This is a genomic window from Leptospira bandrabouensis (genome assembly GCF_004770905.1).
Taxonomy (GTDB): domain Bacteria; phylum Spirochaetota; class Leptospiria; order Leptospirales; family Leptospiraceae; genus Leptospira_A; species Leptospira_A bandrabouensis.
The window spans coordinates 212,385-236,405 of sequence record NZ_RQHT01000015.1; the positions used below are offsets into that span (position 1 = coordinate 212,385).

The window sequence follows — 24,021 nt, forward strand, 5'->3', positions numbered from 1 at the left end:
GTTTACAATTCTTAGACGATTTGTATCCCTAGGGTATGGATATGCGTAAATTGATCAAATTTATAATTTTTGGTCTAGAGGGTTTTAATTACGGAATAGGCTTCCCCACTCTGCTTGTTTATATTTACTTTTTCACAGAATGGTCGGGAGAAGAATTTCAAACTATTCTAATTTCTGCTTTTATTGCCGTCTTTTTTATTGTCATTTTCGCTATTTCCTTCTATTGGATTCGATTTGCCTCCATCAGTCGAATCGGAAAACCAGAGTGCACCAAACGCGACCAAATCAAAGCCTATTTCTGGTTAGATCATTTGGCAAAGGTAGCTATGTTGGATGTAATCATTCGCTACTCGATTGGATTTTTCTTTGTTATTGGATCTTTGTATTTTTACCTTCACTCCAAAAATTTTGTTCTGATGAGTGAAATGGCCATTGGACTTTGCCTCACCCTTGCCTTTACCGTTATCTTCCAATCCATTTTCATTGATTATGTAGAAAACAAATTTAATATCAAGGGAATCCTTCTTTCCATACGCCTTGACCATAACAAAAGAATCAATACAAGAAAACTTTCAAGAAATTTAGGTTTTCAAACAGTTCTTTCTTTTCTTGCGGCCATCCTTGTTTTGTTTATCATCAACTATCGATTGAATTTTAAACAAGAGCTGGATCTCGTGCATTCCAGTATGGAACAATCGGTTATGGATTCCGAAACTTTGATGAGAATCACCTTAGTTGATTTTCGAGATAGGCTTACGCTTTCTATCTTTGCGGAAAACAAATTAAAAGACCAAATCATTCGTAATAACCAACAAGGAATTCGGGCCGTACTCAATGAAATTCAATTAAAAAGCACAAACCATGCGGTGGAAGCACTCTTCTTTTATAAACCCGACGAAGGGATTTTTGTATCCACCAATGAATACGACCGCTCCAAATCAGGATCCATATTTTTTATTGAAGACGTTCCTCTTGCCAAACAAGGTCCTGTTCGCCATACAAGCATTCGCTCAAGGGTATCAGGTGATATCGTTTCGCCTTATACACTACCTGTGTATCAAAATGATCAGTTTTTAGGTTACGTAGGTGGTTTTTTAAATATTGGAAAACTATCCAGTTTTATATTAGGAAATATCAAAATAGGAACCTCAGGAAAAGTGGGATTCTTTGATGGGGACGGAACCATTGTTTATTACACTAATAAAAAAGAAATTGAAACTAACGCCAAAGCACGGTTAGTTTTCGATATTCCCTTTCAAAGAGAAGAAGCTCTTGGATTTGCTGACTCCACGGAAGATGGTACTCTAAAAAGAATTTTTTATGTAAAAAACCCTGAGTTTAATTACATCATCTTCTGTATTTTTGAAAATGCAGAGTTGTATGAAAAAACTTTGACTAGTCTTTTCACAACTCTTGGAATTTCGATTATCGTTGTTTTACTCATAGGATTCATCACAGTATTTGTCATCGAATCTAAATTAAAACCATTAGAAAGGATTCGAGTGAGAATTGCAGAAATGGTGAAAGGAAATTTAAAATCTGATTTTTATGACTCAAGTAGAGATGAGATTGGTAGTATGGCAAATGCTATGTTTGATTTTCAAACTAAGTTACGACAAATCGTAAACCAAACTCAATCAGTTTCCAATGAACTAACAAACACAAGTTCCGAAATTTATGAATCTATGTTATCCCTTTCCGATGCGGCCCAAAACCAAGCGGCTAGTAGCGAAGAAATTTCGGCATCTGTGGAAGAAATTACTGCGGGAATTGAAAGTGTGGCCCAAAGAACGGAAACCCAATCCTTTACCTTAGCATCCCTAATGAAAAAAATGACGGAGCTAAACAGTGCAGTTTCAGAAATTGACAAAAAATTTCAAATTGCCGATGTTCGTGTAGAAGAAATCACTAACGATGCAAAGTTAGGTGAAAAATCACTAGGAGAGATGAAACTCTCTATGGATAAAATATACCAGTCTTCTTCGGAAATGATCAATGTTGTCGAAATCATACATAACATTTCAGAACAAATCAACTTACTCGCATTAAACGCAGCTATTGAAGCGGCAAGGGCGGGAGCTAGTGGACGAGGATTTGCTGTGGTTGCGGACGAAATCTCCAAACTTGCCGATAAAACTGCCAAGTCCATTTACGATATCGAAGAACTCATCAAACAGAATGAAGGTGAGATCAAACAAGGCCAAGAGAAAATTGACCAGTCCATTGTGATATTAAGTGAAACCATCTCTGGTGTAAACTCAATCAACCAAATGACAAAAGAGATTCGTACTGTTGTCAGAAAACAAATTGAAACGAATGAAGAAGTGAACGAAGGTGTGACTCAAATTCGTGAACTTTCAGAAATGATCAAAGAAGCCACCGACGAACAAAAAATGGCAATGCTCGAAATTTCTAGATCCATGGCAGAAATCAATAACCATGCACAAACCACAGCTATGTCTAGTGAAGGAACTAAATCGAGTTCCCAAACCATGAACCAACTTTCAGAAAACCTCAGAAGTGAGATCAACTACTTCCATGTCTAAAGCAAAAAACAAAGTTCCATTCAAAACAAGACTCCTAACATTTGCCATTCCTCTTTTTGTAGGCCTTATTGCTGCAGTTGTTGTTAAATACTATGTATTCACTCCTGTACACATTCCCAATCAGTTTATGGAACCCACTTTAAAAATTGGATCCACTGCTTATTTCAACCGTTTGTTTCGGTCCAAACATTTGGGGATTGGTGATGTTGTTTTGGTTCGTTCTCCCCTAGATCCAAATTCAGTTCTCATTGCAAGGATTGTGGGAAAACCTGGTGATACCATTTATGTTCAGAAACGAATGGTATTTCGTAATGATACCCTCCTTGATCCTACCAGTTTTCCCGAATCCTCATCGAACGAAATCCCAATGATCCCACCCGGAAAAACAGAATCGGATGATATGCCAAAAGTAACTGTTCCCGAAAAATCTTTTTTCTTACTTGCTGACAACCGCGAACTTGGTGTGGATTCGAGAACTTTAGGTGTCGTGCAAGAAAGTCATGTCATCGCTACCTTATGGTAAAAAAGATTTAGAAGATTGGATTCATTTTTTTGAATCCTCTCTACTCATCATAGGGTCCGCCCTTCTAATTTCTGGTGTATTTTTCTTAATTGCCTTTAATTGGCACCTACTTGACCACTTCACAAAATTAGGAATCATATATTTCCTAAACTTTGTTTTTTATCTTTTTACTTTTTTTTTCCGTAAAAAAGAACTTCTTTTCGAAATTGGGCTCACCATTCTATTTTTTCTAACAGGTTCCGCCTTACTTGTGTTTGGCCAAATTTATCAAACGGGGGTCGATGTTTATGATCTTTTTTTGGGTTGGACGGTATTTACCTTTCTTTTAGTTCCCATTTCCCGTTCTGGTGTGGTGGCCGGATTCTGGATGGTCCTACTCACATCCACTGTTTACTTGTATTCGATTCAGGTCACAACAGAAAAAGAAAATCATTTTCTATTCGCTTCCACTTCGCTTTTCTTCGGCTTACTCGGAACCATACTGGATTGGCAAAAAACAGAGTTTTATTCGGAAAAAACAAAATCCTCTTTATCCGCCTTAAGCATATTTTTTGCACTTAGTTTTTTGAATTTAATCCATTGGAACTTTTTTAGAATTCATTCCGAATTCACTACCACCTTAATTTATGGATTTTTTCATATTCTATTCCCTCTACTTTTTTATGGATTCCTTTATGTGTATTACCGGTGGTATCGATTTCGTCACTTAAACTTAAGTTTAATTTTACTCTTTGGGTTAGGCCAAGTCCTTTTGAAAACAGCAGATCTCTTTGGAATTTGGGCTTATGGTTCTGCGGTAAATTTTTTGCTCTTTACACTTTTGATTACCATTTATACGGTCTGGGCTGTGTCCCACCTAAACCGATTGCGTAGAACAAATGTTACGGAAGAGAGAATCTTTTGAAATCTTACTTTTACATAGAGATTTTGAGTTTTTTTGGGTCCCTGCTTGCAGGCGGTTTTTTCCTACTTTGTTTACTTGTTCTTGGATTATTAAATCACTATGAAGTCGATTTGTATTTAGGTTTGTTTCTGATGATTTTGGTTTTTGTAGTCTCTTTTGTTTTTAACGTTTCGAAACGAGAAACATTAGGACCAGTTGTATTTTCTTTTTTAAACCAAGGATTTTGTTTATTTCTTTTTGGTGTACAGAAAACCTTTCAACCCAAAGATACTTCTTTTCTTTTGCTATTCCTATTTTTCCAACTGATTTTCTTTTTCTTTGTATCCAATCCCATCCAAAGATTTCTTTCCCCGATTCTTTTCTTTGTTTTTGCCAGTGTTTTACTTTTCGAATATCAATTACTCTATTTTTTTCCACTCCTTACCACTGTTTGTTTGTGTTTGTTATTATATTTTAGCCTACCAAAAAAAGCACCCGAACCGTTCCATCACCTTCCCTACTCACTCGGCATTTCTTTACTTTTATTGGTAGGTTTTTCATTTTTCCCTGAACTAAAAGAAATCCCTTGGGTTTCCAAATCCCAATCCATCGTTTTATTGTTAGCGGGAAGTTATTTATTATACAAAGAACTTGTTCCAAAAATTAGTAATTTTTCCTTTTTACTTTTTTTTATTTTCTATATTTTGATTTTTTTTCCAACGATCCAAACACCAGGGATCCTCACCTCCTCATTTCTTTTCCTTTTGGGATTTGCAAGAGGGTATTCCGTTTTATTTTATCTGGCTTGGGTTAGCTTCCTTCTCTTCTATTTCGGATTCTATTATGATTTAGAAACCACTCTCTTGGAAAAAGCAAAACTGATGATCGCCTCTTCTATGTTAATTTTTGTGGCTTATCTATTTTTAAGATTTTCATCTTTGGGAAAAAGAAGATGAGATCTAACTGGTTAGTTTTACTCTTCCTGAACTTTTTAGTTTTCACTGGATTTTTTACATATTCTATATGGTAAAAAAAGAAAAGTCCTAGTTTGTCCCAGGGTTTTCTTTGTATAAGGTTCAATGATCACAAGTATGCCTTACTGGAGTTGACCGAACCAGTTTATTTCCGGCCTGCCACAACCAGCAAAAGGAACCAGAAGCAAGCCGAAAACAAAGGAAAAAGGGAATTTCTTAAGGCTTATTCCGCACCTTCTGCCCTTAAAATGAGTGACAGAGACCCCGAATTCGAAATTCTGTAATTAAAAAATCGTTTCATCTCTCGATACGAGCCTTTTAGGAGAACCTCATGGTAAAAATCGCAATCAATGGTTTTGGTCGCATTGGACGACTTGTACTTCGTTCCGGAATCAAAGATCCCAATCTAGAATTTGTTGCCATCAACGACCTAGTGACCCCAGACAACCTTTCTTATCTTTTCAAATACGACTCTACTCATGGCCGTTTCAACGGTGAAGTTTCTCATACAGACAATGAAATCATTATCGATGGCAAAAAAGTAAAAACCTTCTCCGAAAGAGACCCAGAAAAACTTCCGTGGAAAGAACTCGGAGTTGACTTCGTGATTGAATCTACTGGTCTTTTTACAGACCGAGTGGGTGCTGAAAAACATATCAAAGCTGGTGCCAAAAAAGTGGTGATCTCAGCTCCTGCCAAAGACAAAGACATCCCTACCTTTGTCATGGGTGTAAACCATGAGAAGTATGATGCCGGAAAAGACAATGTTGTCTCTAACGCATCTTGTACTACAAACTGCCTGGCTCCGATCACAAAAGTGGTACTTGACAACTTTGGAATCGTAGAAGGACTCATGACCACCATCCACGCGATGACAGCAACCCAACCGACAGTCGACGGACCTTCTAAAAAAGACTTCCGTGGTGGACGTGGTGCTGCCCAAAACATCATCCCGGCTTCCACAGGAGCTGCCAAAGCGGTTGGACTTTGTATCCCAGAAGTAAACGGAAAACTTACTGGTATGAGTTTCCGAGTTCCGACACCGGATGTTTCGGTTGTGGACTTAACCGTTCGCACAGAAAAACCAACAAGTCTTGCAGAAATCAAAAAGAAAATGAAAGAAGCCAGTGAAGGTTCTATGAAAGGAATCCTTGGTTACACAGAAGATATGGTAGTTTCCAACGACTTCCTTGGAGACATTCGTTCTTCTATCTTTGATGCTGATGCTTGTATTGAACTAAGTCCTACTTTTTTCAAACTCGTGTCTTGGTATGACAACGAAATGGGATACTCTAACCGAGTATTAGACCTCGTACGTTACATGGCAAAAAAAGGCTAAGATGAAATTACCTCTTCTTGAAGAACAAAATCTTAAAGGAAAACGTGTCTTTGTTCGTGTGGACTTCAATGTCCCTGTGGAAAACGGAAAAGCCACGGACAAAACTCGAATTGAAAAAACCCTCCCTACTTTGGAACTTCTCATTTCCAAAGGGGCAAAGATCATTTTGGGCAGTCACTTAGGTCGTCCAAAGGGTGGCCCTGAGCCGAAGTATTCCATGAAACCTGTGTTTGATGTTCTAACTACACTCGTCAAAACCAAAGTCAGTTTTTCTGACTCTGTGATTGGAGCAAACGTGGTCAAAATGTCGAATGAACTTGGGGAAGGGGAAATCCTCCTTTTAGAAAACCTTCGTTTCCATAAGGAAGAAGAGGAAAATGAGGCCGGTTTCTGTAAAGAACTGGCCAAGTTAGCTGATGTCTATGTCAACGATGCGTTTGGAACCGCGCACCGTGCCCACGCCTCCACAGAAGGTGTGGCTCACTTGCTTCCTGCCTTTGCGGGACTCCTCATGCGCAAAGAAATTGAAGTGCTCAGTGGACTCCTTGCCAAACCAGAACGTCCGTTTGTGGCGATCGTAGGTGGTTCAAAAGTCAGTTCCAAATTTGCGATTTTAAAGAACCTTCTCGAAAAAGTGGACCACCTCCTCATTGGTGGGGGGATGGCTTATACCTTCCTCAAATCCAGAGCCGTTCCTGTGGGTAAGTCCCTTGTGGAACCAGAGTTTGAATCCCAAGCCTTCCAACTGATTGACCGTGCGGGTGTGCAGGGTGTGGACCTCCAAATTCCTGTGGACCATATCATTGCTGATCATTTTGATCCCAATGCCAAAACCAAGTCTGTGGACAAAATGGGAATTTTAGACGGATGGATGGGAATGGACATTGGTCCAAAAACCATCGACAATTATGTCAAAGCCATCAAAGAAGCCAAAACCATTCTTTGGAATGGACCGATGGGTGTGTTTGAAATGGACAAATTCTCCAAAGGAACCATTGAGATTGCCAAAGCCATCAGTAAATCCAAAGCCAAAACCGTTGTGGGCGGAGGTGATTCCATCGCTGCCGTGAACAAAGCTGGTGTGGCAGACAAAATCACTCATATTTCCACTGGTGGTGGTGCATCCTTAGAATTTTTAGAAGGACGCACACTCCCTGGTGTGGAATGTTTACTCCCTAAGGAAGGAAAATAAGATGAGAAAGAAGATCATTGCGGGAAACTGGAAAATGAATTTAACCTTGGCGGAAGCTTCGGCCATCACCAAAGGTTTGGTTTCCGCAACTAACTCCTCTTCCTACGAAGTCATGGTTTTCCCAAGTGCTTTGCATTTGGAAACCGTGTCTTCCCTAACCAAAGGATCCAAACTGATCGTAGGTGCGCAGAACGCTTACCAATCCGGACTCACTGCCATGACTGGCGAGATTTCCCCTGTCCAACTGGCAGAGTTTGGGATCTCCACTGTCCTTGTAGGGCACTCAGAAAGACGTCAATTTCTCGGGGAGACTTCTGAATTAGACAATGCTAAGATTTCCTACTTTTTAAAAGCGGGACTACGTGTTGTTTATTGTGTGGGGGAAACCTGGGCAGAAAGAGAAAAAGGAAACACCTTTTCTGTGTTAGAAGACCAAATCAAAAAAGGTCTAAAAGACATTACCAGTGACCAATTCAAAAACCTTGTCATTGCTTATGAGCCAGTTTGGGCCATTGGAACAGGAAAGGTTGCGACTCCTGTCGAAGCAGAAGAAGCACATGCCTTTATCCGCAAAGAGATTGGAAATTTGTTCGTGGGAGCGGGTTCAATCGCGGAGAACATTCAAATTCTTTATGGTGGTTCTGTGAAACCAGACAATATTAAAGAACTTCTCGCCAAACCAAATATAGACGGTGGCCTCGTAGGAGGAGCCAGTCAAAAATTAGATTCATTTTTAGGACTTTTAAAATAAGGAAACATTATGGGATTTTTTGCAGGAACCATCCTCACACTTTTTATTCTACTCTCACTTTTTCTCATCCTTCTTGTCATGATCCAAACGGGAAAAGGCGGAAGTGCAGGAATGCTCGGTGGATCTACCGCTAGCCAATCTGTATTTGGAGCATCCACAGCGGATGTAATGACAAAAACAACAAGAGTTGCGGCTATACTTTTTATCGTATTGTCCCTTGCTCTTTCCTTTGTATTTGCGAAAAAAGACGAAGTTTTGGTTCCCGATGTTGAACCAAGTTTAGAAGCTCCGGTAGAAACTGATGGAACACCTTCCGAAGTACCGGCTCCTACTACTCCTTAGTTTTTTCTGGGTCAATCTCGGTCTTTATCCTGAGTCCGAGATTTCAGAAAAAGAAAGCAGGTTAGATAAAGAAATCCTTAGCCTTTACCGAGAAATCGCTAAAGCTAGGGATCTTATGTCTTACGAAACACTTTCCTCCCTTCCAGCAAATACCACCATAAATTTTGTTGGAACCTACCCCAACCGAACTGGTATTCGTATTCGTAAATATAAAGTTGATCCTGATCCACAAAACAAAAACCGAATCAAACACTCCGAAGAAAAATCAATTTTACTCGAATTTAATGGTTCGGTACTTTCCAAAGTGGAAGTACAAGTAGTCACAGAAGATACGGAAATTGAACAAAAAACAAAAACTAAAATAACAGATACTTCTCCTCTCGATACATCCTTAAATGATATGGTGATTAGTTTTTCTGGAATTGACGGCTCTGATAGTTTTCAACTTTCTTCTCTTCGTAATGATGATATCAAACAGGAAAGAAACGATTTTAAAAAGGATTTTTATATTAAATTTCTTTTGGATTTTCATAGTCAATTAGCATCGATCGTCGCCTTACAAAAAACAGGTGGAAACAAAAACCAAAAGTCTATGTTCAAACAATTGAACCAGTCCCTGGGGTATTAGTTTGTCTACGAACACTCCCAGTAGTAGCAATAATGGTGATTCCGCTTCTGTAGAAAAAGTTGCCGAAAAAGCTCGTGAACTTGAAGCCATTTATGATGTCGTCCAAGACCCGTTAGTTCTTATCGATTCTGATTTTAATATCCAAAGAGCAAACCTAGCCACAATTCTATTTGCAAAAAACAACAAATACGATGAGTTATTGGACCGAAAATGTTACGAAGTTTTATACCAACGAACTGATATTTGTCCTTATTGTCCCAAAATTAATGTAAAATCAAAAGACAAAAATCAAACCTACTCTACTCCCATCACAAGAGAAATTTTTTTTCGATCAGAGGACAAAAAACAAACTCTCTTTTTAGAATTTTATCCTTATCCCAAACAAGAAGATCTTTTTTGGATGGTAGAAAAAATCTCAGACGTTACCAAACAAAGAGATAAAGAAGAAGAATCGTTTCGAATGCGTAACCTTGCCTCACTGGGAATCTTGATTTCAGGGATTGCTCACGAATTAAATAATCCGTTAACAGGCATTAGTTTAACACTTCAAAATCTAAAGGCCAATTGGCAAAACCAACCTCCCGAACAAATCGAAAAACGCCTAGATATGATTAAAAACGATATCTCTCGGGCTGCCATCATTGTTTCCGACATTATATCTTTTGCAAAAACGGACAAAGTAAAAGTTACCTTAGGGGATATAGTGGAAACCATCAACCGTGCAAAAGATACAGTGATTCGATTGTATCCACATTTAAGTAAAAATATCGTTTGGCGCATATCCTGCGATCACGAATACCAATTCCCTTTTCATCCAGGAAAGATGGAACGTTTGTTTATGAATTTATTTCGAAATTCCTTGCAAGCTTTTGATTATAGGCCGGGTGAAATTTCAATCGAACTAAGAAAAACCAAAAACTGGATTCATATCATTGTGGAAGATAATGCAGGTGGAATCCCCGACTCCATCATTCAAAAGATATTTGATCCATTTTTCACCAGCAATAAATCAGGAACAGGAACTGGTCTTGGTCTTTCGATCTGCCATTCCATTGTCAAAGAACATGATGGAAATATTTCGGTGAAGTCGAGTGAACAAAAAACACGATTTACCATATCTTTCCCTCTCACCAATGATATCACGGAGCAAAGTCCATGAAAAAATCCATTTTAATAGTGGAAGACATCCATTCCATTCGCGAAGCAATCATGGATTTACTCAGCACAAAGTTTAATGTGTTTGGTGCGGAACATTTCGAGGAAGCAGTTTGGTATTTAACCAATGAAAAAATTGACTTAACCATTACCGACATTCGTCTTCCCGGAAAATCTGGTATTGACTTAGTCAAACTCATCCAAAAAGAATTTCCACATGTATTGTATGCACTTATGACAGCATACAATATCAACGAATACATTAAATATGCAAAAGACCTTCATATTTGGAATATCATTCCTAAATATAGTTTCTTAGACATTCACTTAATCGAAGTTATGGTAGAGAAACTTTTATCTAACGACATTTTTGGAATTGAAAAATACTTCAACAGTGACTTTAAAGTTTATAATCAAAATATTAATAGTGAATTTGAAGAAGCCCCGAACAATGGAATCATTTATAAACAGATTAAATCTGATCAGGATCGATCTATACTTTGTGGAAAAATTTCTAAAAACTTAATTCAATTGGGAGCACCTAAAGCCATACAACAAGTGCTCGAAGAACTCACTTCTAATGCCATGATTCGTGCCCCTCGTACTCAGGAAGGTGATTACAAATATCAATTTGAAATTCCAAGCCATGATATGGTCGTTCCACTAGACAATATCCAACTAATGCCCGATGATTATTTTTTAATTGGTTACGGTGCCACAGAAAGTACAATATTTATTGTTGTTCGAGACCAATTTGGTTCTTTACGAAAAGAAGAAATTCTACATAGACTGGACCGTCATATCAGCATCGATGAATCCACTGGTTTTCCCAAAGGTTTAGAAGATAGTCATGGTCGTGGACTTTATATTTGCCGTGAAATTTCAGACCAACTCATCTTTAATATTGAACGAGGTGTTTGTACAGAAACAATTGCCATGATCAACAGAGAAGGACGCACTGGTTTTAAATCTCTTTCTATCTATGAAGTGGAACCAAAGCCCGAAGCAAATCAATAACTCTTACAGAAACAATAAATATCTATAAATTTCAACAAAACCAAAGGTGGTAATACATACCATACCACCAATGTAAGCAATAATTTAAAAAATTTGAAACTGCATTAAATCGGATTTGGATTGCATATAAAAAACAGAATCAGTTTTACCTGGAAAAAAACGTAGAGGTAACTCTGATGGTGCAATTCGTTTGGTTCGGATCAAACTACCCTTCGTATTGTAAAACTGGATTTCAGATTCAAACAAAGCTACGTAAATAGAATCAGTAACAAAAACCGATTGGTATACCCCACCTTGTTTGGATTTTGTTTTTTCCCATATCAATTCTCCTTCCTGATAAAAAGACAAACTGTCAGGTAAGTTAAAAAGAATAGATCCGTCGTTTCCTATGACAAAATAGAGTTTGTGAGGATAAAACTTAGGCAATGAAAATTCCTCTATAGTTTTACCGACCTCATCTAAAACTAAAACAAAATCTTTATCTAACAAAGAATAGTGGATACCTGTCAATTTTCCATTAGGAGATAATGCCACCGATTTAAAAAATGAATCCTTTTTATCCTTGGAAAGATCACTTTCAAACAATGAATTGCCTTTTTCATCTAACCTATAAATTTCTCCACCGGAAAACAATACAACCACACCTTTATTCTTTGAATCAAATTGGTAGTCGGTTAAAAATCTTCCGTTTAACTCTGATTTACCGACTCGGTTCCCACTTTCATCCATTAAAAAAACTGTATTATTATCACCGGATAAATATAATACGGGAGAGGCAAAATAACCACTCCTTGGATACGAATTAATTGGCTTTTTCCAAAATAACTCCCCAACATCCGAGAAAAAATTCACCTCATCTCCAATTTTTTCATAGAGAAGGTAACCATTCGTTAATAACGGGAAATCAATTAAATATTTGGGATCTGCTTCTAAAAATTTTCCAGTGCGAAACGAATAATACCTGCCCCCAACTTTATATCCATTCATTGTTTTTAAAGGATCTTCTCCCAGTTTTGGGGATGAAGTTCCAAATCGGCCTTCACTGTTCCAAACCCAAGTCTCTCTGATACTTGGAACAAGGTTTAGGTCAACATCCCATCCGTAATAGAATAAAAGAAAAAAACCAATTGAATAAACAATCGTTTGCCACATGTTAAATGTTCCTTTGTTTGAGAGACTGGTATAATAAAAATAAAGCGGTATTACTTGCGTTTTCTCGAATCCCGTCCCTATTTCCAGGAAAGATATAGGAGTGAGTTTGAATCAAACCATCTGGTGTTTTTAAACCAATCCAAACGGTGCCAACTGGTTTTGAATCGGTTCCACCTTCTGGCCCCGCAATCCCTGTAATGGAGATACAATAATCAGCTTTTGTTTTTTCAAAAATTCCGTTTGCCATTTTTTCAGCAGTTTCTTTACTCACGGCTCCGAATTCTTCTAATATATTTTTAGGAACATCTAACAATGATTCTTTTAGATCATTCGAATACGTTAAAAAACCACCCACAAAATAAGAACTTGATCCAGGAGAGTCTGTCAGTTTTTTTCCAAGAAGTCCGCCGGTGCAACTTTCACCAACGGCAATGGTATGTTTTCTTGAAACCAATTCTTCATGAACATAAGAGAATACATCATCAGAAATAATTTTAGGATATTGTAATTCTAATTTTTCTATAATTTTATCCAATTTAGTGACTTCATTCGATTGAAAAATACATTTAATGTAACCTCTATTTGCTGTTACTCCCCATTCTACCTCCGAAAATAGGTCTTCTCTGTATTTTTCTACAAAATCTTTTTGGTAAAGGGATTCACCAATGTTCCATAACCATTTTGTTTTTTGGACTAAATTCTCTCGAGGGTATAATCTTTTTAATTCTGGTGTGAGTCTTCTTGTAAACATTTCCTTCATCTCCGAAGGGACGCCTGGCATACAAACTAAATAAGAATCCACACCAATGGGCTCTACAAAACCTACTGCAATTCCAACGTTATTGTCTAAAATTTTACAATCTTCTGGAACAAACGTTTGGCGTAACACTGTAGGCAAAATATCGCTATATTGTTTTCCTCTAGATTCATATACACGCGTTAAACGAATCTTTGCCTTTTCCACCGAATAAGATTTTTTCCCGGTGAGTTTTAACACTGTTTCTAAAGTATAATCATCCTCTGTAGGCCCAAGTCCACCTGTCATCAAAACAAGCACCGGTCGCGATTCTGCTAGTTTTTTTAAGGTTTGGAGTTCCGATAAAATGATTTCTGGATCGTCAGGTAATGCGATAAACTTTTTTACCTTCCAACCCAATTCAAACAATTGATTCGCCATCCAACCCGAGTTCGTATCTAAACTACGACCTGCGGTAATCTCAGAACCTGTGGCAATAATGACTATGTATGGTGTTTCCATTCTTTTATGATTAGGATTCTTCTTTTGACATTTTTTCAGGGGCAGAAATTCCAAGAAGTTTTAGCCCATTTTCTAAGGCGAACTTCGTATACAGCACAAGTGAAAGAAGAGTATCTCTTTCGTTTCCAGTTTTATCTTTGATCCTGTTGTCTTTTTGAGAATAGAACTTTGTAAAGGATTTACTTAAAGATTGCAAATAGTTGGTAAGTCTATGTGGTTCAAAACTAGTAGCCGTGTCGTATACTTCTTCTTGGAGTCTTGCTACCCAGAAAAGAAGTCTAGTACGTTCTTCTTGTTTTAAAAAATCTTCTGATACTCCAGCCTTCAGGTGATTGAAATCCATGGGAACTTGTAATTCACGAAATATAGAACAGATCCTAGCATGAGCATATTGAATATAAAACACTGGATTTTTATCTGATTCGTCTTTGGCTAAATCCAAATCAAAATCAAGGGGAGCATCAGAACTTCTCATTAAAAAGAAATAACGTCCCACATCTTTTCCTTGTTTTCCTAAATAAGATAAAAGGTCGCGCATGGTTTGGAAAATTCCCAAACGTTTACTCATTTTCACCTTTTCTTTGTTTTCGATTAAGTTTACTTGTTGGGCAATGAGAACTCGGAAACTTTCATCAGACTTCCCAAATGATTTTACAGCTCCCTTTAAACGTGCGATGTAACCATAATGGTCTGGTCCCCAAATATCAATGAGTGTATCAAACCCTCGTGCGAATTTGTTATAATGATAAGCAATGTCTGCCATCAAATATGTGGGCCTTCCGTCTTCCCTTCGGATCACACGGTCTTTATCATCTCCATAAAGAGTGGATAAAAAATGAAGTTTTCCATCAATTGTGGTCACATCTTCCTTCTTTAAAATAGTAGGAACCTTTTCGACATCCCCTGCTTCGTGAAGGCTACGTTCACTAAAAAACAAATCAAAGTTTACACCGAATAACGCCAAATCTTCTTTTTGACGGCTAAGATTGTATTCGACTGCATAACGAGAAAGGAAATCTATCACCTCATCCCATTTTTCTGCAAATACAGAATCTAACACATATTTGGCTCTTTTTTCATCTTCTAAACAATGAATGGCAATGTCTTTAATATATTCCCCACGATAGCTTTCTTTTGGAAGAACTCTTTTTTTAATTAAATCGATAACAGGTTCATTTGATTCTTCTACTTGAAAACTTATGGTTTCACCTTTAAATTCAAAAATTCGAAGAAGAACAGCTACCCCAAGTAAATATACTTGGTTTCCATAATCATTCACGTAAAATTCTCGTTTCACAGTATGCCCAAGACTTGTTAACAAATTAGCTAAGGCATCTCCGTAGGCCGCTGATCTTGCAGAAACGATATTCATAGGTCCCGTTGGATTGGCGGAAACAAATTCAAGCAGGATCTTTTCTTTTTTATTTGTCTCTGCAAAAACTACGTTTGGAGACATTACGGAATTTACGTAATTCATTAAAAACTGCGTTTGAATTCTGAAATTAATAAAACCAGGCGGAGAAAAACTTACAAATTCGAAAAAAGATTCATTTTTAATCTCTGCCAAAACGGCTTCTGCAATTTCTTTTGGATTTTTATTCAGAATATTTTTGTTTTCTAATGCAAAAGGAGAAGAGTAATCTCCAAATTTTTCATCTCTAGAATATTCAATGCGGATTTTTAAATTCTCTCTAACAGAGGTTAGATTATTTTTTTCTAAATAGGTTTCGACTGCTTTCTCTAATTCGGAAAGCACAAGTTGCTTTAATAATTGATTCACATTCATTTCTAAAATTTAATTTCCATTTTTAATTTGTCTGAGTTCTGCCAAAGTTCAAAACTTCTTTCTTTGAATCTGGTTATAAAATGAGGGATACTCTCTTTTTCTTCCCGTAGAGTCGCCTGGAAGGTATTTGATTGTTCTTTCACCAAAACATTTTTCCTGTCTTTACGAAAGTTCTCACCTTTTAATAAAAGTTGGAACAAAGCAAAAAAAACAGAAAAAGTCATACAAAGTAAAACTGTTTTGGTAATCGCATTCATAAATACCCTATCGACTTATAAAACTCGAAGTATGATTTTAATTCTTTTCCAAAAAGAGACCTGAGGAACTGATTTAGAATTAGATCACCATCCCTATATTCGGTTTCCCTAGGAAAGAGACTCAATACGTTCGAAAATTTCTTTGATAACATAGTATGAAATAGTTTCAAAACAGGCAAATGATCTTTAGGAATAGGATGGCAGTCCGAACATAAAAATTCACGTTCTGCCACCGCAAAATAAGCAGCAGGTTTGGAAAGAACCTCTTCCCCACAAGTATGGCAATAAAATTCGGTAGGGAAATGGCCCATATGAGAGAGGGCTCTCAGTTTAAAAAAAGGGAGAATTTGTTTTTGGAATCCTTTTTCATTCGAAGTTTCCAAACTACCCGAAAGCAGTTGGTAAAGAAAGGGATGTGTTTCTCCTTCTGGATAAATCATGGATGTAAGTTCGGTAATGTATAATACAAACAAAGTGCCAAGGTAATCTGACTTTAATTCATCATAACGTTTTACTAAATGGACTTCTTTTATGGATTTCCAATCTTTCTCTGTTTGGTCATAATAATCAAGTTCCACAAGAGAGCCGAGTTCCGTAGTGATGATGGCCCGTCGTTTGGACTTACGAATCCCTTTACTCAAAAAATTCATACGAACCTGGGATTCACCTGCAAGGCTGATCACTCGATCACTATCCCCAATGTCCCGACTTTGAATGACGATCCCTCTTTCTTTGCGAATGGCCATCTAACTTTCAAAAACCAATTCCAAACATTCATCTTCTTTGGCGCGCATTCGAAGGGCATCTTCTTCGTTTGTTTCATGGTCATATCCAAACAAATGCAAAATTCCATGTACCAGAAGGCGATAAAACTCATCAATGATCGAATGGCCAATTTCTTTAGCTTGTTTTTGGCAGGTATCCATAGAAATAACCACTTCACCTAATATCTGATAGGGGATTGGCGGAAATTCCGAATAAAGGGGAAATGACAAAACATCGGTTGTTTTGTTTAAGCCCCTTCTTTCCAAATTAATTTCTTTCATCAATCCATCATCCACAAGAAGAATAGAAAGTTCGAGAGACTGCAAAAACTTCGGACTCAAAAATTTTAAAATGATTTCCGCATTTTTGATTACTAGATCGGACTTAACCTCTGACTTCCCGCCCAACTGGTCATTCCAATGGGTAATCACCACAAGAGAAGAATTCATTTTTTGTTTTTTTTGGTTCCAGCAGCTTCTAAAGCTTTTGTATCTTCTGGTTTTGGATACTTAGGTCTTTGGTGAAGACTTGAGAGTAATACTTCTTTAAAACTAGCTTTAATGATTTCTAAATCCCCGATAGTAAGTCCACTTTCATCCAATTGGTTTTCTGCCAATTTTGAATTGATGATCTTTCGGATGAGTTCATCCAAACTTTCCGGTGACACTTCTTCAAGAGAACGAGAGGCTGCTTCCAAAGAATCGGCAATCATAACGATTCCAGTCTCTTTACTTTGTGGTTTTGGACCAGGATACTGGAAATCTTTTTTATTAATATTCTTTCTGGCAGATGGAGAAATTTCCTGTAACGCTTTGTGGTAAAAAAATGCCATAGTGGAAGTTCCGTGGTGTTCCGGAATAAAGCTGATAATTTCTCTAGGTAATCTTGCTTTTTTTGCCATTTCAATCCCATCTAACACGTGATCGATGACTGTTTTTGCTGCCAATGCAGGATTGTTTTTATCAATATGTTCCGGTTTAGGAATCAAATGTTGGTTTTCTACAAAAAAACCAGCGTTAGGAATTTTCCCGATATCATGGAAATACACACCGACTCTAACAAGAAGTCTGTCCAAATTTAAATTTTGAGCTGCACGTTCAGACAATGCTGCCACCATAAAGGTATGAGTATAAGTGGAAGGAGCTTTCGTTAATAATTGTTGTAAAAGTGGATGGCCTGTATCAGCAAGTTCAATCAGTTTAAAACGCGTTGGGATATTGAATATATACTCATACATTGGAAGTAAAAATTGAACTGCCGTTGCACTGGCAAATCCATTCACAAAACACATTACCGTGATGCGAAAGAGATTTGAATTGGTTAGATCCCGAAAAAATCCGACTCCCGTTGAAACATAAAACTCTCGTCCATCAAATAAATAGCCTGCTGTGGTAATTAAAATCTGAACAAAGGTAAGTAAAAAACCAGCCTTTAAAAAATCGATTCGTTTGAGAAGTCGCCTTCCATAAATGGAACTCATAACGGCAACAGTGAATGCCAACATAAACGAAGTTGGGTTGTATCTAGAGGCAAAAAATACGGCAAATGCTAAAAAGAATCCAATCGCAATCGAAAGTTGTTCATCATAAACAAAACCAAGAAGTAAACAAAGCATCCCTACAGGAACAAACATTCCAAAATAATACACTCCCGACAAATCACTGTCAGTTGCATAAAAAACATTTGAAAGTAGATAAATGGAAGCTATCACAATCCAAAGGGTAAAAAAGATAATAAGATTACTCGAAAGATCATTTAATCGGTTTGGCCGATACCGAATGAGGTAAAAACCAACAATTACAATCAAAACACATTGAGTAAGAAAGATAGAAATTATGGATGCCAAGTTTGCTCGAGTAGCATAACGGTTCATCATTTCCAATTTTAATTTTACTTCTGGAGTGATCACATCTCCTGCGCGAACAATCACTTCATTGGCTTGGATTCGGCTTTTTTGAATTGCGATTGCATTGGTAGCACGCATCCTTGCATTTTCTGTTTCTTCTGGATTGTAATTACAAGCCGGATAAGAATATACATAATAAAGTCCGATCCTAGAAACAGCCTTTAGTAGTGAATCAGAAACATTAGGTAATTTCTCAGAAGCTAACTTTGATAAAACGGAAGCTACGGGACCATCTTTATAAATCTGTGATCTTGGAATTACCAGATTTCCATCAATGATAGAAGTTTGGTCTTGTGTGCCAATGTTACGAATTTTTGCACCTGCTTTGTCCAAATCTTTTGCAAATGGCAAATCTTCTTTGACAATACAATACTTCGAAAAAATCAAATTCGTATATTGTTGGATAAAGTTCTTTAATTTATCTTTTCTGGGATAATCTAAAATAGCCTGGATTTCTTCATTTGTACGATTACGCCATCTAGGGATTCGATCTTTTACTATACTGGGAGTGGCTTTTCCTTCCGCTAAAATGGTACGAAGAAGTTCCACATCTTCTGAAAGATTGGTATCAATTCCAACAACCAAAATTCCAAAATCCTTATCAAACGCATAAGGAACGTTTGCTGCCGCTTTTTGTTTTTCTGCGTTTGTTTTTTCTGTATCTTCGTAGGAAAATTCTTTCACCGATTGAATGGTTTCTGGAGCAATTTTTCCTTCTGAAAATAAACCGTCAGGGTCTGTATTCACTCTCGTTTGCCCAAAAAAAGGAATCGAAAGCACATAAGTCACAAACAAAAGAGTCAGAGATACTAAGATGATTTGAATATTGCGAACGACAGAAACAGGTCTTACTCTTGTAAGAAAATCTGTGAGCCTAGTCATGGAGGAATCTAAAATTGCTTTCATGGTTTTTTCGAAAAGAGACTTTCGTTTTCTTCAAATCGCCTTACAATCGATTCGACGATCGGATGGCGTGTGATATCTTCTCTTCCAAAGAAAATTGTTTCGATTCCATTTAGATTTCGCAAAGTATAAACCGTTTTTTCTAGCCCAGAACGACCGTGGGCTAAATCGATTTGTGTGGCATCCCCAGAGATTGCCATTTTGGAATTTTTACCAAACCGTGTGAGAAACATTTTTAACTGAGGCAAAGTGCAGTTTTGGGCTTCATCCAAAATGATAAAGGAATGAGAAAGTGTCCTCCCTCTCATAAAGGCAATGGGAGCTATTTCAATTTTTCCCACTTGTAGATACTCACTGGTTTTTTCAAAACCAATACATTCGTGTAACGCGTCATAGATGGGCCGAAGGTATGGGTTTACTTTTTGTGTTAAGTCTCCTGGTAAAAAACCTAAGTTTTCCCCAGCTTCCACGGCAGGCCTTGTGAGGATCAGTCTTTCCACTTCTCCCGTTTGCATCATTCGGCATGCTGTGGCAATGGATAAAAACGTTTTCCCAGTCCCTGCAGGACCCATAGCAATGGTGATATAGTTTTTATGAAGGCTATCTACAAAACTTTCTTGGTTTTTGGTACGAGGAAAGATAGGTTTTCCTTTGAAGGTAACAAAGATTTTATCTTTTGGTGTCCAAGTTTCCCCTTCTTTTTGAAAGTCAGAAGAACCAGGCGTCGGCCAACCACCACTGGAATCCTTGACTTTATTTACCAGATAATCGATATCAAAAAATGAATATTCGGCTTTATCTGGTCTACGTTTGAAATTTTCTTCCACTTTATGAAAAGTATCCAGGGCCACTTGGACTTGGTCTTCACTTCCTTGGATGATGAGTGATTTTCCACGAGGGATGAGTTTTACATTGAGGCGACTTTCCCATAACGGGAGTTTGCTGTCTCCAATCCCACATACCGTTTGGTATAGGGATTCTTCCTGAAATGTAAAACTTTCATCCATATTAGATAGTGACTACCCTGAGTTTTAATTCTTCTAGTTGTTTTGCTTCCACAGGACCTGGTGCTTCACTCATCATGCAAGTGCCTTTCTGCGTTTTTGGGAAGGCAATGACATCACGAATGGAAGTTCCCCCCGTGAGTAACATCATAATCCGATCCACTCCAAAGGCAATCCCCCCATGTGGAGGAGCCCCAAACGATAAAGCATCGAGTAAAAATCCAAATTTAGATTTTGCATCTTCCTCCCCAATTCCAATGGCTTCCAAAACAAGACTTTGGATTTCTGGGTTGTGGATCCGGATGGAACCACCTCCAATTTCTGTACCATTCAGAACTAGATCATAAGCTTTAGCACCAATCGAAGAAAGGTCAACTTCTTTCCCAGCCTTCCAATCTCTTAGTTTCTGAAAGTCTTCTTCTTTGGGAGACGTGAATGGATGGTGGAGAAAGGTCCATGTTTTTGTGGTTTCATCCAGTTCAAACATAGGAAAGTCCACTACCCAATGGAAACTATAAGGAACCTTAGGTGGATCATATTTTTCCGATAATTTCAATCGAAGGGCACCAAGGGAAGCATTTACAATTTTAGAGGAGTCGGCCCCAAAAAATACCATATCCCCTTCTTTGGATCCAACTGCTTTGGCAATGGCAGCGAGAGCTTCTGGTGTGAATCGTTTGGTGATGGTAGATTCAAGGCCATTGGCACCGTGTTTCATATACGCAAGACCTTTAGCTCGGAAGTCGCGTGACAACCAAGAAGTTAAGTCTTCAATTTCTTTTCTAGAAATCACAGACCCACCCGGAACACAGATGGCTTTGACCACCCCACCACCGGAGACAGCAGCACTAAACACTTGGAAGTCTGAGTCTTTGACAATCTCGGATACATTGACTAGTTTCATTCCAAATCGAATGTCTGGTTTGTCCGAACCATATTCTTCCATCGCCACATGATACGGCATGGTTGCAAAAGGTGCATTCACTTCTAATTGAAACACTTTTTTTAGAGCGAAAGCCCACATAGCTTCAATTTCAGAACGGATGTCTTCTTCTGTGACAAAAGAAAACTCCATATCGAGCTGCGTGAATTCCGGTTGTCTGTCTGCACGTAAGTCTTCATCTCGAAAACATTTTACGATTTGGAAATACCGTTCCATTCCCCCAATCATAAGGATTTGTTTGAAAAGTTGTGGGGACTGCGGGAGAGCATAAAACTCTCCGGCATTCAAACGAGAAGGAACAAGGAAATCACGTGCTCCTTCCGGTGTGGATTTATTTAAAATCGGAGTTTCAATTTCTAAAAAGGATTTACTATCCAAATACTCACGCAAAGCAAAGGTTAGTTTGTGGCGTAATATCAATCGATCCCGAAGTTCTTCACGGCGCATATCGAGATAACGATACTTCAAACGAATCTCTTCACCCGAAGGATCAAACTCATCCAATGTAAACGGAGGCGTTTTAGAAGTATTTAAAATTTCTACTGATTCTGCGATCAGTTCGTATTTACCGGTTTCCATCTTTGGATTTACCGATTCAGCATCGCGAAGGGAAAGTTTTCCTTTGACTGCAATCACAAACTCAGAACGAATTTTTTCTACTTTAGAAAAGTCATCTCCAAGGATTTCTTTACGTGCTACGATTTGTAAAATTCCCGAACGATCACGAAGATCGATAAAGATCACTCCCCCTTGGTCGCGGTAACGAAATGCCCAACCGGAAAGGAATAAAGTTTTACCAACAGAGGCCTCGGAGACACTTGTTGCGCTAATTCTATTTTTGTATTCGGAACTGACCCACTGATTCAATGGAAAACCTCTTTATAATGGAACGTTGTCGAAACGGCTGATTTTCGGATTGAACATCAATGGAAAATCGGCCGTAGCACCCGCTCTGTTTTTGGCGATAATGATTTCAGCCATTCCCCTTTTGTTTGGGTCAAGCTCTTCGGGAGGTTTCACCATTTCTTCCCGATATATAAAACATACAATGTCCGCATCCTGCTCAATGGCACCTGACTCCCGTAAGTCGGAAAGTTGCGGCCTTTGGTCTTTGGAGCGATTTTCAATGGAACGGTTCATCTGCGATAAAGCGATGATAGGACAACCCACTTCCCTTGCCATTTGTTTGAGTCCCCGGGAAATATTAGCAACCTCTTGTTGCCTTCCACCCATAGCGGCTTTGGGATCACTCATGAGCTGCAAGTAATCCACAATCACAAGACCCACTTCTTCTGTGGTACGAAGTTGGCGGAGTCTTGCCGAAAACTCTTGGATCGTCAAATACCCTGAGTCATCAATGTAAAGACTAGCCGAAGTGATATTCCCAATACTGTCTTTTAATTGTGTCATTTGTGCTGAAGTCAGAGTTCCTGCTTTTAAGGCATAGGAATCAATCCTAGCATCGGCACTGATGAGTTTGAGTAGGAGTTCGATCCGGCTCATCTCAAGGGAAAAAATAACAACCGTTTTGCGTTCTTTCAAAGCAGCATTGGCAGCGATATTCAAAGCAAACGTAGTTTTTCCATTTCCGGGACGGGCCGCAAGGATCATAAGTTCGTGTGACTTAAGACCTGTGGTTGCCATATCAAGGCCCGTAAAATGGGTTTTTAATCCATTGATTCCACCCGTTCCGTTTTGGCTGGCAGCAACTACATTTTTAATGTAATCAATGAGTGCATTGGCATCATCTTTTACTTTTCGTAAACCTTTGGATCTCTCTTGGCGAGAAATATCCATGAGCGACTGTTCTACGAGACTGAATACAGAATCGTTTTCACCAGGTTCAATTTTAACTTTGTCAATGGCTTGATTCAGTGCTTCGACATACTTACGTCTGTCCGAAACACGTTTCACACGCCGCACATAGTATTCTAGTGGTTGGAAAGGAACAGTATCTTTGTAAAGAGAAGTGATGTATTCCAAGTCGCGAGATTCGTCTTTAAAAAGACGTTTTTCCCGCATTTGGTTTGTGACCGTAACTAGGTCAATATTGATCCCTTCATTGATGAGATCTGTGACGGCTTCAAAGACACGCCTGTGTGTGTCCATATAGAAGTCGTCCGGGCTTAGACCTAAGTCTTCCTGCCCGGCTACCCCTCTCATGAGTAGGTAACCGATTAAATTCTTCTCAGACTCTATCTCCTGAAGGGGGTTAGAATTCATCGAAAAAGCTTTAGTGTAAGACTATGCTTGGCCGACGACTTTAACTACGATTTGAGGTACAACACCTTCAGCCAAACGAACTTTGATTTTGAATTCGCCAACTGATTTAATTGGCTCACCTAAATCTAACTTACGTTTGTCGAGTTCTACTCCAGTGTTTTTAATTGCAAGTGCAATGTCGTTCGCTGTTACAGAACCAAAAAGTTTGTCGTTTTCGCCCACTTTCACTTTTACTTCGTATGTTTTACCATCAATCGAAGCAGAGAGTTCTTTCATCACTTTTACGCGTTTGTCACGTTTCAGTTCTGCAAGTCTCTTTTGGTGGAGAGCAGCTTTTGTGTTTCCATCATTCGCACGGACAGCAAATCTTCTAGGAATGAGGAAGTTACGTGCATAACCATCAGCAACTTCTTTTACATCACCAGCATCACCAAGATTTAATACGTCTTTTTGTAATACAACTTTCATCCGTTA

22 protein-coding genes are annotated in these 24,021 nt (G+C 38.3%); 11 read left to right on the forward strand and 11 right to left on the reverse strand.

What is annotated here, in order from left to right:
- Positions 1-41 precede the first annotated feature (41 nt).
- From EHR07_RS18555 to EHR07_RS18605, 11 genes are all read left to right on the forward strand, one after another.
- Entirely contained in the window at positions 42-2,546 is a 2,505-nt protein-coding gene (locus tag EHR07_RS18555; protein ID WP_135746525.1) for a methyl-accepting chemotaxis protein, read from the forward strand.
- On the forward strand, positions 2,539-3,069 hold the full coding sequence (gene lepB / locus EHR07_RS18560) for a signal peptidase I (RefSeq protein WP_135746606.1): 531 nt from the start codon (positions 2,539-2,541) through the stop codon (positions 3,067-3,069). The genes EHR07_RS18555 and lepB overlap by 8 nt, the downstream gene beginning before the upstream one ends.
- Positions 3,047-3,973: a DUF2157 domain-containing protein gene (locus tag EHR07_RS18565; protein WP_135746526.1), complete on the forward strand. Its 927-nt coding sequence runs from the start codon at positions 3,047-3,049 to the stop codon at positions 3,971-3,973. The genes lepB and EHR07_RS18565 overlap by 23 nt, the downstream gene beginning before the upstream one ends.
- Positions 3,970-4,908, forward strand: a complete 939-nt coding sequence (locus EHR07_RS18570; protein ID WP_135746527.1) for a DUF4401 domain-containing protein — start codon at positions 3,970-3,972, stop codon at positions 4,906-4,908. Before EHR07_RS18565 ends, EHR07_RS18570 begins: the two co-directional genes overlap by 4 nt.
- A 349-nt stretch (positions 4,909-5,257) precedes the next feature.
- Positions 5,258-6,265: a type I glyceraldehyde-3-phosphate dehydrogenase gene (gap, locus tag EHR07_RS18575; protein ID WP_100727225.1), complete on the forward strand. Its 1,008-nt coding sequence runs from the start codon at positions 5,258-5,260 to the stop codon at positions 6,263-6,265.
- A 1-nt stretch (position 6,266) separates the two neighbouring features.
- Positions 6,267-7,457: a phosphoglycerate kinase gene (locus tag EHR07_RS18580; protein WP_135746528.1), complete on the forward strand. Its 1,191-nt coding sequence runs from the start codon at positions 6,267-6,269 to the stop codon at positions 7,455-7,457.
- A 1-nt stretch (position 7,458) separates the two neighbouring features.
- The gene (tpiA, locus tag EHR07_RS18585; protein WP_135746529.1) at positions 7,459-8,208 is read left to right on the forward strand and encodes a triose-phosphate isomerase; all 750 of its coding nucleotides are present in this window, start codon (positions 7,459-7,461) and stop codon (positions 8,206-8,208) included.
- Between the two features lie 9 nt (positions 8,209-8,217).
- Positions 8,218-8,550, forward strand: a complete 333-nt coding sequence (gene secG, locus EHR07_RS18590) for a preprotein translocase subunit SecG (RefSeq protein ID WP_002974121.1) — start codon at positions 8,218-8,220, stop codon at positions 8,548-8,550.
- Positions 8,510-9,178: an LIC_12096 family protein gene (locus EHR07_RS18595; protein WP_135746530.1), complete on the forward strand. Its 669-nt coding sequence runs from the start codon at positions 8,510-8,512 to the stop codon at positions 9,176-9,178. Before secG ends, EHR07_RS18595 begins: the two co-directional genes overlap by 41 nt.
- Before the next feature lies 1 nt (position 9,179).
- Entirely contained in the window at positions 9,180-10,337 is a 1,158-nt protein-coding gene (locus EHR07_RS18600; RefSeq protein ID WP_135746531.1) for an LIC_12097 family sensor histidine kinase, read from the forward strand.
- Positions 10,334-11,350: a response regulator transcription factor gene (locus tag EHR07_RS18605; RefSeq protein WP_135746532.1), complete on the forward strand. Its 1,017-nt coding sequence runs from the start codon at positions 10,334-10,336 to the stop codon at positions 11,348-11,350. Before EHR07_RS18600 ends, EHR07_RS18605 begins: the two co-directional genes overlap by 4 nt.
- Positions 11,351-11,434: 84 nt before the next feature.
- Here EHR07_RS18605 and EHR07_RS18610 read toward each other — a convergent pair whose 3' ends face one another.
- The 11 genes from EHR07_RS18610 to rplI are packed head-to-tail and all read right to left on the reverse strand — an operon-like array spanning position 11,435 to position 24,015.
- Entirely contained in the window at positions 11,435-12,502 is a 1,068-nt protein-coding gene (locus EHR07_RS18610) for a hypothetical protein (RefSeq protein ID WP_135746533.1), read from the reverse strand.
- Between the two features lies 1 nt (position 12,503).
- Positions 12,504-13,760, reverse strand: a complete 1,257-nt coding sequence (locus tag EHR07_RS18615; protein ID WP_135746534.1) for a nicotinamide-nucleotide amidohydrolase family protein — start codon at positions 13,758-13,760, stop codon at positions 12,504-12,506.
- 10 nt (positions 13,761-13,770) lie between these two features.
- Entirely contained in the window at positions 13,771-15,546 is a 1,776-nt protein-coding gene (gene argS / locus EHR07_RS18620; RefSeq protein WP_135746535.1) for an arginine--tRNA ligase, read from the reverse strand.
- A gap of 2 nt (positions 15,547-15,548) precedes the next feature.
- The gene (locus tag EHR07_RS18625; protein ID WP_208739881.1) at positions 15,549-15,803 is read right to left on the reverse strand and encodes a hypothetical protein; all 255 of its coding nucleotides are present in this window, start codon (positions 15,801-15,803) and stop codon (positions 15,549-15,551) included.
- Positions 15,800-16,549, reverse strand: a complete 750-nt coding sequence (gene recO, locus EHR07_RS18630; RefSeq protein WP_135746536.1) for a DNA repair protein RecO — start codon at positions 16,547-16,549, stop codon at positions 15,800-15,802. The genes EHR07_RS18625 and recO overlap by 4 nt, the downstream gene beginning before the upstream one ends.
- Positions 16,550-17,017 (reverse strand): rRNA maturation RNase YbeY, encoded by a 468-nt coding sequence (ybeY, locus tag EHR07_RS18635; RefSeq protein ID WP_135746537.1) that lies wholly within the window; start codon positions 17,015-17,017, stop codon positions 16,550-16,552. It lies immediately after the preceding gene.
- Complete coding sequence (locus EHR07_RS18640; protein ID WP_135746538.1) at positions 17,014-19,380, reverse strand: HD family phosphohydrolase; 2,367 nt, start codon at positions 19,378-19,380, stop codon at positions 17,014-17,016. The genes ybeY and EHR07_RS18640 overlap by 4 nt, the downstream gene beginning before the upstream one ends.
- Positions 19,377-20,384 carry a PhoH family protein gene (locus EHR07_RS18645; RefSeq protein ID WP_135746539.1) on the reverse strand — a complete coding sequence of 336 codons (1,008 nt, stop codon included), beginning with the start codon at positions 20,382-20,384 and terminating at the stop codon, positions 19,377-19,379. Before EHR07_RS18645 ends, EHR07_RS18640 begins: the two co-directional genes overlap by 4 nt.
- A gap of 1 nt (position 20,385) precedes the next feature.
- Positions 20,386-22,191: an aspartate--tRNA ligase gene (gene aspS, locus EHR07_RS18650; RefSeq protein ID WP_135746540.1), complete on the reverse strand. Its 1,806-nt coding sequence runs from the start codon at positions 22,189-22,191 to the stop codon at positions 20,386-20,388.
- A 12-nt stretch (positions 22,192-22,203) separates the two neighbouring features.
- A complete protein-coding gene (dnaB, locus tag EHR07_RS18655) occupies positions 22,204-23,547 on the reverse strand; it encodes a replicative DNA helicase (RefSeq protein ID WP_135746541.1) in 1,344 nt (447 codons plus the stop codon).
- Positions 23,548-23,568: 21 nt separating this feature from the next.
- The gene (gene rplI, locus EHR07_RS18660) at positions 23,569-24,015 is read right to left on the reverse strand and encodes a 50S ribosomal protein L9 (protein WP_135746542.1); all 447 of its coding nucleotides are present in this window, start codon (positions 24,013-24,015) and stop codon (positions 23,569-23,571) included.
- Between the last annotated feature and the right edge of the window lie 6 nt (positions 24,016-24,021).